The organism is Priestia sp. D3YE.R1, assembly GCF_049199565.1.
Classification (GTDB): domain Bacteria; phylum Bacillota; class Bacilli; order Bacillales; family Bacillaceae_H; genus Priestia; species Priestia aryabhattai.
Genome location: NZ_JBLTHW010000002.1, coordinates 638,730 through 653,291, shown reverse-complemented (window position 1 = coordinate 653,291; position 14,562 = coordinate 638,730). Strand labels below are relative to the sequence as shown.

Annotated in this window: 14 protein-coding genes; 2 read left to right on the top strand and 12 right to left on the bottom strand. The window is 39.2% G+C overall.

Annotated features, from left to right (window positions below; genetic code table 11):
* Positions 1-6: 6 nt before the first annotated feature.
* The 6 genes from ACOZIR_RS15495 to ACOZIR_RS15470 all read right to left on the bottom strand — a co-directional run bounded on the left by ACOZIR_RS15495 (position 7) and on the right by ACOZIR_RS15470 (position 6,595).
* Positions 7-720, bottom strand: a complete 714-nt coding sequence (locus tag ACOZIR_RS15495) for a lactate utilization protein C (protein WP_328121558.1) — start codon at positions 718-720, stop codon at positions 7-9.
* Complete coding sequence (locus ACOZIR_RS15490) at positions 698-2,137, bottom strand: LutB/LldF family L-lactate oxidation iron-sulfur protein (protein WP_071276275.1); 1,440 nt, start codon at positions 2,135-2,137, stop codon at positions 698-700. Before ACOZIR_RS15490 ends, ACOZIR_RS15495 begins: the two co-directional genes overlap by 23 nt.
* Positions 2,138-2,154: 17 nt before the next feature.
* A complete protein-coding gene (locus ACOZIR_RS15485; RefSeq protein WP_114897360.1) occupies positions 2,155-2,874 on the bottom strand; it encodes a (Fe-S)-binding protein in 720 nt (239 codons plus the stop codon).
* Positions 2,875-3,350: 476 nt separating this feature from the next.
* A complete protein-coding gene (gene nadE / locus ACOZIR_RS15480) occupies positions 3,351-4,181 on the bottom strand; it encodes an ammonia-dependent NAD(+) synthetase (protein WP_045292833.1) in 831 nt (276 codons plus the stop codon).
* A 35-nt stretch (positions 4,182-4,216) separates the two neighbouring features.
* Entirely contained in the window at positions 4,217-5,737 is a 1,521-nt protein-coding gene (locus ACOZIR_RS15475) for a nicotinate phosphoribosyltransferase (protein ID WP_045292834.1), read from the bottom strand.
* A gap of 138 nt (positions 5,738-5,875) precedes the next feature.
* Complete coding sequence (locus tag ACOZIR_RS15470; protein ID WP_045292836.1) at positions 5,876-6,595, bottom strand: FadR/GntR family transcriptional regulator; 720 nt, start codon at positions 6,593-6,595, stop codon at positions 5,876-5,878.
* 193 nt (positions 6,596-6,788) lie between these two features.
* Here ACOZIR_RS15470 and ACOZIR_RS15465 point away from each other — a divergent pair, with 193 nt between their 5' ends.
* Complete coding sequence (locus ACOZIR_RS15465; RefSeq protein ID WP_045292838.1) at positions 6,789-8,558, top strand: B12-binding domain-containing radical SAM protein; 1,770 nt, start codon at positions 6,789-6,791, stop codon at positions 8,556-8,558.
* A 27-nt stretch (positions 8,559-8,585) separates the two neighbouring features.
* On the opposite strand, the gene ACOZIR_RS15460 is transcribed toward ACOZIR_RS15465, so the two are convergent.
* The 6 genes from ACOZIR_RS15460 to phaR all read right to left on the bottom strand — a co-directional run bounded on the left by ACOZIR_RS15460 (position 8,586) and on the right by phaR (position 13,632).
* Positions 8,586-8,759 (bottom strand): hypothetical protein, encoded by a 174-nt coding sequence (locus ACOZIR_RS15460; protein ID WP_310878194.1) that lies wholly within the window; start codon positions 8,757-8,759, stop codon positions 8,586-8,588.
* A gap of 2 nt (positions 8,760-8,761) precedes the next feature.
* Complete coding sequence (locus ACOZIR_RS15455; RefSeq protein WP_045292840.1) at positions 8,762-8,923, bottom strand: hypothetical protein; 162 nt, start codon at positions 8,921-8,923, stop codon at positions 8,762-8,764.
* 257 nt (positions 8,924-9,180) lie between these two features.
* A complete protein-coding gene (locus tag ACOZIR_RS15450) occupies positions 9,181-10,560 on the bottom strand; it encodes a TrkH family potassium uptake protein (protein WP_328121564.1) in 1,380 nt (459 codons plus the stop codon).
* A gap of 482 nt (positions 10,561-11,042) precedes the next feature.
* Positions 11,043-12,131 (bottom strand): class III poly(R)-hydroxyalkanoic acid synthase subunit PhaC, encoded by a 1,089-nt coding sequence (locus ACOZIR_RS15445; RefSeq protein WP_028407874.1) that lies wholly within the window; start codon positions 12,129-12,131, stop codon positions 11,043-11,045.
* 76 nt (positions 12,132-12,207) lie between these two features.
* Positions 12,208-12,951, bottom strand: a complete 744-nt coding sequence (gene phbB / locus ACOZIR_RS15440) for an acetoacetyl-CoA reductase (RefSeq protein ID WP_014461095.1) — start codon at positions 12,949-12,951, stop codon at positions 12,208-12,210.
* Positions 12,952-13,032: 81 nt separating this feature from the next.
* Positions 13,033-13,632 (bottom strand): polyhydroxyalkanoic acid synthase subunit PhaR, encoded by a 600-nt coding sequence (phaR, locus tag ACOZIR_RS15435; RefSeq protein WP_028407873.1) that lies wholly within the window; start codon positions 13,630-13,632, stop codon positions 13,033-13,035.
* 392 nt (positions 13,633-14,024) lie between these two features.
* On the opposite strand from phaR, the gene phaQ reads away from it, so the two are divergent.
* Entirely contained in the window at positions 14,025-14,465 is a 441-nt protein-coding gene (gene phaQ, locus ACOZIR_RS15430; protein ID WP_013055935.1) for a poly-beta-hydroxybutyrate-responsive repressor, read from the top strand.
* The last annotated feature ends 97 nt before the right edge of the window (positions 14,466-14,562 follow it).

Here is a 14,562-nt window from a genome sequence, read left to right as displayed (position 1 = left end):
CCAGCCTCATCGATCATTCACTACAATATAAGTCGCTTGAATAGGTCCATGCACGCCAACTACTAAATTCATTTCAATATCAGCTGAATTGCTCGGTCCCGTAATAAAGTTAATGCAAGAAGCAATCGTTTCTCCCCGCTCTATTTTTTCATGAATCATTTCAGCGGCTTGTGTCATGCGAGGGACAATTGAGCTTTTAGGTATGATCGCAATATAAGTGGCTGGCAGCAAACTTACCGCTCGTCCTTTTGCAGCACTGCTAAACAAAACAACCGTTCCAGATTCCGCTAGCGTCAAATCACTGAACGTGATGCCGACATTTGCTTGTTCAGCTAGTTTAATATTCTCATCGCCTTTTACCGAATTCCATACGTGAAGGCTACGGTTTGTTTCCCATTTCTCCATCAGCGGATTCAATCCATATTCGGAAAACCTAGGATCATTCCACGTGCAGACAAGACCATTTCCATAGTTCGCTACGGCTTCCTCAAGCGCAGCTGGTAAGTGTTTCGATGATGTTTCTACATAGCGAGTATGAATATGTTCGCAATGGTTTTCAAGCTCTTTCTTTAATTGATCCGGCGAATAGCTGCGGTAGACCTCATGCTGAGGAGCATGCTTCCATTGTGGCTTTACTACGCCGCTTGTTCGCCTGCTTCGCTTAAGATTAGCAGCAATATTGTCTAAAAAACTGTCTCTATTTTGAATGCTTCCGTTCATTATCATCACTCCTTTTATCAAACCAATCTCGCAAGCGCTCTTTTGTAGGTGCTGGAAACTCTCTGCTTTCTGTCCACGCTTTTAATGGTCCAGGTCCTTTTGAAATACTGCTTCCTGACATAAAAGGAGTAAGAGCCGCCGGTGCTACTTTAGCGCCCACTGTATATAGAGAAGAAGAAGCGGCTCCCAAGCCAAATGCTTTCATCGCCAGCTTTTCTGAAATAGGTGCTTTTCCTTCTTTTTCGACAATTCGCTGCCGGTGCTTGTGTAATAGCTCATGCAGCGGAATTTTGACTGGACAGGCATCTGTACAGGCTGCGCATAAAGTTGAAGCATATGGAAGCTCTTTGTAATCTTCATAGCCTCCAAGCAAAGGAGATAATACAGCTCCAATCGGACCTGAATAAATAGATCCATATGAATGTCCTCCAATATGGCGATACACGGGACATACATTCACACATGCCGCACAGCGAATACACTGTAAAACAGATTGAAACTCAGTTCCTAAAATCGCAGATCGTCCGTTATCCACAATCACTAGGTGAAACTCTTCAGGTCCGTCTACTTCTCCCGGAAGTCTAGGTCCTGTAAGCGCTGTTACGTAACTTGTAAGCCGCTGACCTACTGCACTTCTAGTTAACAGGCTTACCAACACTTCAAACTCTTCAAATGTTGGCACAATGCGTTCCATTCCCATAACCGTAATTTGCGTTTTAGGAAGGGCTGTTGTTAATCTTGCATTTCCTTCATTGGTTACAAGTGAAATAGATCCAGATTCTGCAATCGCAAAATTACATCCCGTGATGCCAATATCAGCTGATAAAAATTCTTTTCGCAGCATTTCCCGGGCGTGAAGAGCTAGTTCTTCAGGTTTTTCTGTTTTTTTATAAGAAAGCTTTTCCTGAAATACATCTCTAATTTGTTCTTTGTTTTTATGAAGCGCAGGAGCTACGATATGAGAAGGCGGATCGTGATCATCGACTTGCAGGATGTATTCTCCTAAGTCCGTTTCAATAACTTCACAGCCTAGTTCTTCTAAAGCAGCGTTCATATGAATTTCTTCTGTAACCATTGACTTGGATTTAACAACTTTCTTTGCCTGCTTTTGCCTCGCTACATTTTTTATGTACTCATTCGCTTCTTCAGCTGTTTGAGCGAAAAAAACGTGGCCTCCGCGTTTAGCTACATTATCAGTGAGCTGCTCTAAATAGTAATCTAAATTTTCAAGCGTATGCTGACGAATTTCTTCGCCAAGCGCTCTCCATTCTTCCCAGTTCCCTAACTCTTCCGCCGCATCTAATCTACGGCTTCTTAAACGCTCTTGAGCACCTGAAACCGCAAAGCGCATAAACGCATTATTGACTCCGTCATCGACGCGTTTTTTAAACTGATCGTTTCCTATTTTCATAGACATTCGGTATTCTCCTTTCTTTACATTCTGCTATTTAACACTTCAGCGATATGCATCACTTTTACAGGCTGTCCTTTTCGTTCAATTCTTCCTCCAATATTCATCAGACACCCGCAGTCAGCTCCAATTAAGTACTCCGCGTTTGTCTTAGCTATACAACCCACTTTTTCATCGACCATTTGTTCAGAGATTTGCCCCATCTTAACCGAAAACGTCCCGCCAAATCCGCAGCAGTTATGACTGTTTTCAAGGTTTTCCATTTCAAGACCCTTTACATTGTTTAATAGTGTAAAAGGTTCTTTTTTTACGTTTAGCAAACGCGTCATATGACAGGAAGAATGATAAGTGGCTTTCCCATTTAAGCTGGCGCCTACATCTTCCACTTTTAAAACGTTTACAATAAAATCCGTTAGCTCATACGTTTTATCAGCAAGCTTCACGGCAGGTTCATACCATGCAGCATCACCTTTAAAAAGATGGGGATACTCTTTAAACATTGTCACACACGAGCCAGATGGAGATACAACATACTCTGCATGCTCAAATGCTTTTATCATATTTTTCATTGCTTCTTTTGATTCTTTTACGTAACCGCTGTTATACGCAGGCTGCCCGCAGCATACTTGACTCTTTGGAAAATCCACTTCGCATCCTAATCGTTCTAACAATTCTACCGTCGCTTTTCCTACATTTGTTTGAAACATATCAATCAAACATGTGGCAAATAAAGATACTTTCATCATTTGCTCCCTCCAAGCTGATCATTTTACTTCTTTTAGTTAACAGGTCATCAGATGACTTAATGCTATTATACTCCTATGTTTTTCTAATTTCACTAGTTTTTCAAAAATACCTTTCTTTGTTTGCTATCTTTTCTTCATAAAAAGTAAGAGATTGAGACATAACTAAATCCTTTTAATCTAAAGACGAACAAATTGGATAAATCATTTAATGTGGATTACTTGTGACACCGCAGTTGATTTCCGTGCAAGACTGCGCTTTCCGAGGGCGGCCGATGAGCCTCCTCGTCGCTTCCGCTTTTCCCGCAGGAGTCTTCATCTTGCCCTCCAATCAACCGCTAGAAGAAACGAAACACGTGAAACCTATGTTTGTCCTATCATTAAAAAAATCCGAACGGTTTTGATTCTCCATCAAGAATCAAAACCGTTCGGATCTTCCTTCAACTAAACTACTTTTGTCTCAGCTTCTTACTTATTTATTTCCAAAAATCATCAAATACTGTGATTGGCAATTGGCGTTTATGCTGTGTTTTTAAGAAGTGACCTTCAATGACGTTACTTGCATGTTCACCTACATCTTTTCCTTCTAAATAATCGTCGATTTGCTCATACGTTACGCCAAGGGCTTCTTCATCTGGAAGCTGTGGACGATCTTCTTCCAAATCAGCCGTTGGTTTTTTCATATATAGATGCTCTGGACAGCCCAATTCTTTTAGCATTTGTTTTCCTTGTCGCTTGTTCAGACGGAAGATAGGCACTAAGTCAGCTCCTCCGTCACCAAATTTTGTATAAAATCCTGTAACAGCTTCAGCAGAGTGATCCGTTCCAAGTACGACTCCACTGTACATGCCTGCTACCGTATATTGTGCAATCATTCGTTCACGTGCTTTTACATTTCCTTTGTTGAAGTCGGAAACTTTATCATCTGCCGCTTCTTCAACAGCAGAAAGCATCGCATCTACTGCTGGTTTTACGTTAATCGAAATAGATTTTGTTGGTTGAATAAAAGCAAGTGCATCTTGACAGTCTGCTTCATCTGCCTGCACGCCGTATGGAAGACGAACAGCAATAAACTGATAGCGCTCTTCTCCGGCTTCTTCATTCAACTCATTAACCGCTAGCTGCGCCAGCTTTCCAGTTAACGTAGAATCTTGGCCGCCGGAAATACCTAGTACAAATGAACGTAAAAAAGGATATTTGTTCATGTAGGATTTCAGAAAATCAACGCTGCGGCGAATTTCTTCCGCGGGATTAATTTCTTTTTGTACGTTCATTTCTTCAATAATTTGCTTTTGTAGCTCTTTCATAAAAAAACTCTCCTCTCATTACTAGCTGATGGGATCTACACAAGCACTGTATCAGATAGTAACTTGCTTCTAGTCTCTTCGATATTTTGCATTTTGTTATCCCAGCAGTTTGTACTCAAGTCTACTGGATACTCTGTAGGACGAAATACATCTTCGTTCGATTTTGTAATGACTTTGTAGTCATCCCATAGATGCTTTAAGTTTTGTAAGCAGTAGGCTCTCATTTCTTCAATGGTAGGCTGTTCATACACAAGCTTTCCCTGTGCAAAGATTGGCTGGTGAATTTTACGTGCGTTAAAGTTCGTGACAAACTTGCTGACGTGCGTATGAATAGGGTGAAACATTTTTAAATGCTGCTCTTCATTCGGCACTTCGTCCTGCATCGTAATATAATCGCCTTCCCATTTGTGATTCACTTGATTTACAATTCGATATACTTCTTTTAGACCAGGAGTTGAAATTTTCTCTGGATTTTCTGACAGCTTAATCGTATCCACCATGTTTCCATGATCATCTTCAATCGAAACCAGCTTGTACACCGCTCCTAGCGCCGGCTGATCAAAGGACGTCATGAGTTTTGTTCCAACTCCCCATCCATCAATTTTGGCACCTTGCGCTTTCAAATCTAGAATGCTGTACTCATCAAGGTCATTCGAAGCGAAAATTTTCACATCATGATAGCCAGCTTCATCAAGCATTTTTCTTGCCTCTTGAGAAAGATATGGAAGTCTTCCGCTGTCTAATCGAATACCGATAAAGTTAATTCGTTCTCCCATTTCTTTTGCTACTTTAATAGCATTTGGAATACCTGATTTTAACGTATTATATGTATCTACTAAAAAGATACAGTTACGGTGTGATTCCGCGTACTTTTTAAACGCACTATATTCGTCACGATAGACTTGAACAAGCGCGTGGGCGTGAGTGCCGGACACAGGAATTCCAAACACTTTTCCCGCTCTTACATTACTGGTGGCGTCAAAGCCTCCAATATAAGCAGCCCTCGCTCCGTAAAAAGCAGCGTCCAGCTCATGTGCTCTTCTTGAACCAAATTCCATAAGCTGATTTGTACCCGTATGCTCATATAAATTATCTTCTCCCGCCGCCAAGCGAATACGCGAGGCTTTTGTCGCAATCAGCGGATGGAAATTTAAAATATTTAAAAGCGGCGTTTCAATAAGCTGCGCTTCTGCTAAAGGAGCGTCAATTTGCAGCATCGGTTCATTAGCAAAAATCATTTCGCCTTCTACAACCGAACGAATATTGCCGTTAAACCGAACTTGTTTTAAATAGTCGATAAACTCTGCTTCATAATGTAATTCTTCATATAAATAATCTAAGTCCGTTTCGCTAAATCTGAAATTAGCAATAAAATCAATTACTCTTTCTAGCCCGGCAAACACCGCATAACCGCTTTCAAACGGCATCCGGCGAAAGTAAGCCTCAAATACAGAACGACGCTTATGAATGTGATCTTTAAAATACGTATGCGCCATATTCAGTTCGTATAGATCTGTATGCAAAGCTAAACTATCATCACTATATTGCTTTTTCATACTTTGTAACCCTCCATTTGACAATCCTAGTTTCTATTATGTAAATCTTTTCACAATAGAGCAAGCATAAATTATCGGAAGGTGCTTGAATTTTAGTTTTTCTGTTGTTTAGGGCGCACTTTTCTACCTGAAATGGCGTTATTTTTCTTCTGGTATGTATTTCATTAATACATGTTCAACATTATCAAGATGACTCATCATAAAATGCTGAGCATCTTCTGCATGCTGAGAGAGAATAGCTTCATAAATTTGCTGATGCTCTTTATAAATCCGTTCAGCCGTTTTCTCTTCTGCATAAAGCCAGATGCGTCTTGTCTCTTTCATCGTTTCAATCATCATTTCTGATACGTTATTCATAAGCTTTACTAAAAGCGGATTTTGTGAGGCTTTGGCAATGGCTAAATGAAAAGTGAAATCTGCTTTCTCTCCCAGTTCTTCATTGCCAAACGCTCCTTTCATTTGTTCCAGACTATTAGACAGCTGTTCGAGATCCGCATCTGTTCTCTTTTGAGCTGCCGCTCGAACAGCTCCAATTTCTAATACTTTTCTCACTTCAAGTAAATGCTCAATATCGTTTTTATTCATTAATACAGCGCTAGTTACAGGCAAGGACAGCATATCTGAGTTAAATTCGCGTACAAATGTGCCTTCTCCTTGCTTCATCTCCAGAAGCCCCATCGCCCGCAAAGCGCTAAGAGCTTCACGAATAGCTGAGCGTCCTACCTGGAAATTTTCCGCCAGCTGCTGCACTGAATCCAAACGGTCTCCAGGCTTCAAGCTGCCTTCTTTTATATTCTCAAGAAGCGTTTCGGCTACTTCTTCGTATATTTTTTTTGGCTTAATTCGCTTATATTCCACGTTTTCCACCTCATTTTTTTCGTTCACCAAGGTTCACATTAACCGAGACTCTTTCTTCTTTTACGTTTCTGTTACATTTTACCGAAATCTTTTCCCCGCCACAACAAAAGTGCAAAGGTATTTATACTTTATTTCTCAAATGTGCTAAAATAGTAAATTGATTTCATATTACGAGTTAAAAGGAGCTTTTTGAATGAACATTGTTGTCAGTACATTGAATGCGAAGTATATTCATACTTCTTTAGCCCTTCGATGTTTAAAAGCCTATGCCGAGCCTGACTATAAAGTGGATATGGCCGAATATACGATTAAAGATCCTGCTATGAACATTGTCACGGATTTATATAAACGCAACCCAGATATTATTGGTTTCAGCTGTTACATTTGGAATATTGAAGAAACGATTAAAGTCGCACAAATGCTTAAAAAAATTAATCCCGAGCTCATCATTATATTCGGTGGACCAGAAGTAACCTATGACGTAACTCACTGGCTAGAGCGTATTCCTGAAGCTGACTTTATCGCTATTGGTGAAGGAGAAGAAACATTCAAACAGCTGTTAGATGAACTTCACGGCGAGCGTCAGTTTGAAAACGTAAGCGGCGTGGCTTTCCGAAAAGAAGGAAAACCAGTTGTTAATCCACAGCGCAATAAAATTGATCTGCGCGAAATGCCTTCCCCTTTCCGTTTTGAAGAAGACCGCCAAGAACTTTCAAAACGCGTTGTGTATATTGAAACAAGCCGCGGCTGTCCGTTTAGCTGTCAGTTCTGTCTCTCTTCTATTGAAGTAGGCGTTCGTTATTTCGACCGAGAAAAAGTAAAAGAGGATATTCGCTATTTAATGGATAACGGAGCGCGCACGATTAAGTTCGTAGACCGCACGTTCAACATCAGCCGCAGCTACGCCATGGAAATGTTCCAATTTTTAATTGATGAACATCGTGAAGGTACCGTATTTCAGTTTGAAATTACTGCCGATATTATGCGCCCAGAAGTTATTCAGTTCTTAAATGATAACGCGCCAAAAGGATTATTCCGCTTTGAAATTGGCGTTCAATCTACCAATGATGCCGTTAATGAACTAGTCAAACGTAAACAAAACTTCAAGAAATTAACGCGCACCGTAACAATGGTAAAAGAAGGCGGAAAGATTGACCAGCATTTAGATTTAATCGCGGGTCTCCCAGACGAAGATTATAACTCATTTAAAAATACGTTTAATGATGTATTTGCACTTCGTCCCGAAGAGCTTCAGCTAGGCTTTTTAAAAATGCTTCGCGGCACCGGCTTACGCTTAAGCGCGCCTCGCTATAATTATCAATACATGGATCAGTCGCCTTATGAAATTTTAAGTAATAACGTTTTGCCATTTTCAGATGTCGTACGTATCAAACATGTAGAAGATATTTTAGAAAAGTTTTGGAATGATCATCGAATGGATGAAACAATCGAGTTTTTAGTAGAGCACTGCTATGATACGCCTTTTGATTTCTTCCAAAACTTTGGGACGTATTGGGATGAAATGGGCTGGGTTCGAATCGGTCATCAGCTTGAAGATTTATTCAGACGCCTTAGACAGTATATTCAAACAGAGAATTTTTCAAATGAAGAAATGATTGAAGGATTTATGAAAATTGATTATTTACAAAACCAAAAGCATAAGCCTCGTAAGCCTTGGTGGGACGATAAAGTAGAAAAACAAGTCCGCTCTCATTACTATCAGCAAATGCTTGCTAATCCTTCTATCATGGGACAGGCTTTTGAAGCTGAACAGCTTGCTGAAAAAGAATTATACAAGCACACTGTTTTAGAGATTCTTCCATTCGATTATATGTATTATAAACAAACGGGCCAAATCAATGAACAACCATCTGTTCTTCTTGCTTATTATGATCAAAAAGCAAATGATACAAAACTTTATTCAGCACCTGTAGAAGCATTTGGCCTTCCAGTTGTAAGCTAAAACCTCGGATATCCGAGGTTTTTTTCTTTAGCATTCTTTTTTCTTTTCATGCTCTTTATCAGACTTTGTTTTTCCTAGGGATTCATATATTTTAGCTGCGTTCGGATCGCCCATTTCCGTTCCAAACTCTTCTTGCAGTAATTGTTTTTGTTTTGCTTCGGTGCTCGCGATGTGCTTATTATCTTGTTTATGTTTGCTCATCGTTACTTACCTTGCTTTCCTTTTTTAGAATTGCGATTCGCGCCTTTAGCTGGCTCCTCGCCGCCAGCATATTCAGCAGCAAATTCTGCATCTGAAAGGCTCTCTTTTGGTGTATTATTGTTAGTCAGTGCTGGTTTGTACCCTACTTTACGCTTTGCCATCATCTATCCCTCCTATGCTTGGAAGTCCATTGAACTTCCTTTTCTTAGAATGCACTTTCTGATGCGCAATATAAGCAGAAAAAGCTGTAAAAAAGCGGTTGAAACATAACGAAATCACTTTAATCTAAAGACAAACAAATGGGATAAATGAGTTCATCTGAACCGCTTGTGACACCGCTGTTGATTTCCGTGCAAGCTTGATTAAGAATTAAGCTCGTTCGGATCCTTCTTCAATTAACATATTTTTACCTCAGCCTCTTTTATCCAATAATAATACGTTCTTTCGGATAGTGATAATCCGGTTCAGACGTTGGACGGCGAAGCATTAAGATAAATGAAAACATACCGATTCGGCCAATAAACATTAAAATCATAATAACGCATTTACCGATATCAGAAAGCCCTCCTGTAATTCCCATTGATAAACCGGTTGTCCCAAAAGCTGAACACACTTCAAAAATAAGCTCAATGAGAGAAAAATGTTCTGTAATACTTAAAATAAGAAGAGAAATGGAGCAAATGATTACAGCTAACATCGATACAGCTACTGATTTAATAATGTCATCTTCATGAATTTCGCGGCGAAAGATTTTAATCGTCTTATTTCCTCTTACGTAATAAAACAGGAAAAGAATATTTAATGCAAACGTCGTTGTACGAATTCCTCCCCCTACTGAGCTCGGTGAAGCCCCGATAAACATCATCGCGCTCATCATAATTAACGTAGGAAGCGAAAACTCATTAATATTCATGGTCGCCACTCCTCCGCTCCTTGTGGCAGCGGATTGGAAAAACGCATAAAAGAACGATTCATCCCAAGACTTATCTGCTAAAAATCCTGAATGCTCTAGCACAAGAATTAATATTGTTCCTCCTGCTAACAGCAGAAAAAACATAATGGTTGTTAGCTTCGTAAATAGCGAAAATTGAAATTTACGCTTATCTTTAAAAGTTAAAAAATAGTGCTTAATCTCAATTAATACAGGGAATCCAATCGCTCCAAGCGTAATTAAAATAACGGTTACTACTTGTACAAAATAATCATGGGCATACGGAATAAATGAAGATCCTGTAATATCGAAGCCGGCATTTGTAGTAGCGCTGACAGAAGCAAAGAAACCATGCAAAAACGCATCTGTCCAGCTCGAATAATAACGGAGAAAATGTAATCCTAAAATAATGGCGCCAGCTAGTTCAATAGCAAAAATAATAAATAAAATATTTCTCATCAAGTCAACTAATCCTGATAAGCGGGATTGGTTATGATCTGTCATAATGAGCTGACGTTCCTTCAAACCAATTTTCTTACCTAAAATCATCCAAATGAATGTACTGAGTGTCATCACACCAATACCACCGATTTGAAAGATAAAAGCGAGCAAAAAATAGCCCGTCGTACTAAACGTATCCGGAGTAGAGACAGGTGTCAGCCCTGTTACACTTACCGCACTAACGGCAATAAATAAGCGATCAATAAATGCTAACTTCACTCCCGGCCTTAAAGCTTCTGGAATACTAAGCAATAGAAATCCAAGCGTAACAGCCACTATGTAAAATGTAACAATAATTTGAGCTGAAGACATCTGCCTTACTCGTCGTTTCCATGGTTGCGGCATAATCTGACATTCCTTTTTTATTATAATACTAATAGTTTTCTTCTTTCTTCCCAAAGCATACTCATTGTTACACGGATCCCAATATCCATGTAAAAAATCCCATGTTCAAGAAGGTGACTACATTAGTATAAAAGAAGTCACTTCACTTGTCATTAGATATCATAAATCCAAGTAGCCCGCATAAAGAACCTTCACTCAATATTGTCTGTTTACACAAAAAACGAGGTCGAGACATAATTAAATTAATCTAATCTAAAGACAAATAAATGAGATACATGAGCTCGTATGGACACTTGAGACACCGCTGTTGATTTCCGTGCAAGACTTCGCTTTCTGCGAGCGGCCGCTGCGCCCGCAGGAGTCTTCGCCTTGCCCTCCAATCACCAGCTAGAAGCAACTACGTACTTGAAACCTACGTTCACCATAACAAAAAAAACGAACCACTGATATCAATGGTTCGTTTTTCACTTCGGCTAAAATACTTTTGCCCCAGCCTCGTCTTTATTTTATTTAGAGCGTTTTTCTAGCCAATCGCCGATTGAAGGATATGTTTCCTTCACTGCTTTTGGACCAAAAACAACAGATACGTGACCTGTTTGCAGCAATTTGTACTCTTTATCTTCACTTGAAACAGCGTCCATTAAAGCTGCCACTTGATGCGGCATCGCAATATGATCACGGCTAGCAGCAATGTTTAAAATATTAGCTTTAATATTTTTTAAATCTACCTTGCGTCCGCGAACTTCAAGTTCACCATTAATTAATTTATTTTGTTGATAGAAGTCGCGAATCCACTGACGATAAGCTTCACCAGCAAACGGGATTCCATCAGCAACCCACTTTTGCATGAGCTTCCAGCTTTCAACAAAACGCTGATTTTCCGAACGATCCACCAGCGTTACATATGGACCGTAGAAATTCGTGATTGGCTTTAACATCTTGTTTCCAAAGTCAATCATCTCTGGAGGGATATTTCCAAATGTATCTACTGCTTTATCTAAATTAAAGTAGCGATCGTCTAGGAATGCCCCGTATAAACCTGTATCCGAAAAATCAAATGGACTTGTCATAAAAATTAAGTTTTTAATCGGCAAGTCTTCATTTAATGCAGCAAAAATAGATGTCATGGTTCCGCCCATGCAGTAACCAAGAACAGACAACTCAGGAGATTTAGAAGTGCGCAGCACCTTTTTCGCCGCTTTTGGAATATAATCCACAATATAATCATCTAGCTTCATATTGCTGTCTTCAAGTCCAGGAGTTCCCCAGTCAAGTAAATACACGTCAAAACCGCGGTTTAATAAGTATTCAACAAGACTGTTTCCAGGCGTTAAATCTAAAATATACGGTTTATTGATCAGTGCATATACGAGTAAAATTGGTGTTTTATGCAGGTTATCTTTTACTGGCGTATAGCGATATAATTTCGCTTTATTCTTTTTCCAAATAACCTCTTTTGGTGTTAATCCAACTTCCGGTTCCGCTTCTGTTGTCATAATTTCATATGCACGCTTAAAACGTCTTGCAGAACTTTTATATTCACTTGGCATTGATTTGATTAGTTTTTCCCACTCTTGCACGTAAGGAATTGCCACGAATATACACACCCTTTCATTTCATTAGTAGTTAGTTAACAAGCACAGCCCCGACAAAAGTCAGGGCCAGCATCTATTACATGTATAAGCCGCCGTTAATGTTTAACTGTTGTCCTGTAATGTACGCGCCGTCTTTTGCTAAGTAAACAACTCCGCGTGCAATTTCTTCAGCGTGGCCTAAGCGACGAGTTGGGATTTTTGCTACAACTTTTGCACGAACTTCTTCCGGCATTGCCATTACCATTTCCGTCTCAATAAATCCTGGGCAAATTGCATTAACTGTTACGCCTGACTTAGCTAGTTCAAGAGCTAATGATTTAGTGAATCCTAGCATACCTGCTTTAGCAGCTGAGTAGTTTGTTTGACCAAATCCGCCCGCTTGACCAATAATTGATGAAATATTGATAACACGACCACCTTCAGATTCTAAAAGGTGCGTTAGCGCAGCTGATGTTGTGTTGTATACGCTATGTAAGTTTACATCAATTACTTTTTTCCAATCTTCTTCACCTAACTTCTTGAATGAACGGTCGCGCGTAATTCCAGCATTGTTTACTAGAATGTCTAATTGACCAAACGCAGCTTTTGTTTCTTCGATTAGGTGTTTTGCTTGATCTACATAAGACACGTCAGCTTGAACCGCAATAGCTTCTCCGCCGTTGTCTTTAATTTCTTTTACAATTGCTTCTGCAGATTCTTTACTGCTGTTATAGTTTACTGCTACTTTTACTCCATTAGAAGCAAGCTCACGTGTAATTGCTGCCCCGATACCTTTAGATCCGCCTGTTACGATTGCTACTTTACCTTGTAATGTTGTCATGAAAAATTTCCCCCTTGCTTCTTCAGCGATGATTTTTACTGTAAATACAGCAGTTAATGTTGTTATAAAAAACCATATACCTTACTTGCGAGCTGGCTGCTCAGTTTTTTGAGCGTTTGATGGTTTTGCTTCAGATTTAGCTTCTGCCTTTGGCTTTTCAGCTAATTTTTCTTGTTTTTCTAACAGCTGAGCCTGAAGCTGCTCACCCTGAGTTTTAATTTGTTGTTGAATCGTTTCTTTTAACTCGTCTTGTGTTTTTTGCTGCCCTTCAAGAAGAGATAAAACTTTGTCGAGTTTTTTGTCTAACGATTTGACATCAGATTTCAGCTTAGTTACATCTTTTTTCAAAGCAGATGCACTTTCTTGCTGTGCTTCTAATTCATCAAAACGATCGTCAAATTGCTCTTCTAATAATTCTACTTTTTCTTCCACATTGATGACTAATGACGCAACGTTTGCTACATCTTCTTTTGTGGGTACATTTACTTGGTGCAGATAGCGCCCGGTTACTTCATTTACTGCTTGTTGATATTGAAGGTTCATATTTAGCACATTTCCCATGAGCTGGGAAAATTCTTCACGATTCATATTGTCCCCAATAACTTTACCCCAGTAAGATTCGGTTTTGTCATATACGTCTTTCCATGCTTGAAACGGATCAAATACTTTTTGCTGTTCCAAAACTCCATCTCCTTTCTTGTGTACGTTAAAAGTGATGGCTTTCAATATGGACACTTAATGTGACAAGCGACATATTAGAAGCTCTAAGTAAACGCAACCAATTTTGCGTTTATTTATTGGATAATGTAAATCTTTTCACAATTCACTTACCAACAAATTATAAATGTTATAAAAATTACCTACATGTACTATTATAAATTCGTTTCCCAAAATAAACAATTCTAAATCTTTGTTTATTTTTGAATTTTTTTGACGCTTTTTGTCGAAACCCAAAAAATCGTTCTTTTTTCCTGTATTTGAAAGACCTGTTTTAAAGTGTTGACAATTTTTTCATCTAGGTGTAAATTACACATATAGAAAACAAATTCTCTTTTTTCGAAGGGGTGATTACCTTGGGATCAAGTGAAAAAGATAACACCTCTAATTCAAACAACTTAGAAAAATCGATTAGCGGTGCACCAAAAAACTTGATGGTTCCTTTTCTTCTTTTAAGTTTAAGAGGTTGGAATCTACATGGTTACAAGCTCATTCAGCAACTAATGAGCTTTGGATTCACATCAGTTGATCAAGGAAATGTCTACCGCACGCTGAGACAGCTTGAAAAAGACAACTTGATTACATCGCAATGGGATACCTCAGCTGAAGGACCTGCACGCCGGATTTATTCATTAACAGATGCCGGTGAACAATATTTAAGCATGTGGGCTAATTCGCTTGAACAGTATCAAAACATGTTAGATTCATTTTTTCACATGTATACCGACATGTTGTTCCCTTTTAGCTCTTCTTCTTCTAAAAAGTCAAAAGAATCAAAAGAGGAAGAAAACGATTAAAGGGATTCACGCAGTACATCTGCGTTTCCTAATATAATGTTAAATTTCACGGTCAAACAGCGAGCGCGGAATGTTAGGTTTACTACACAACTACGAA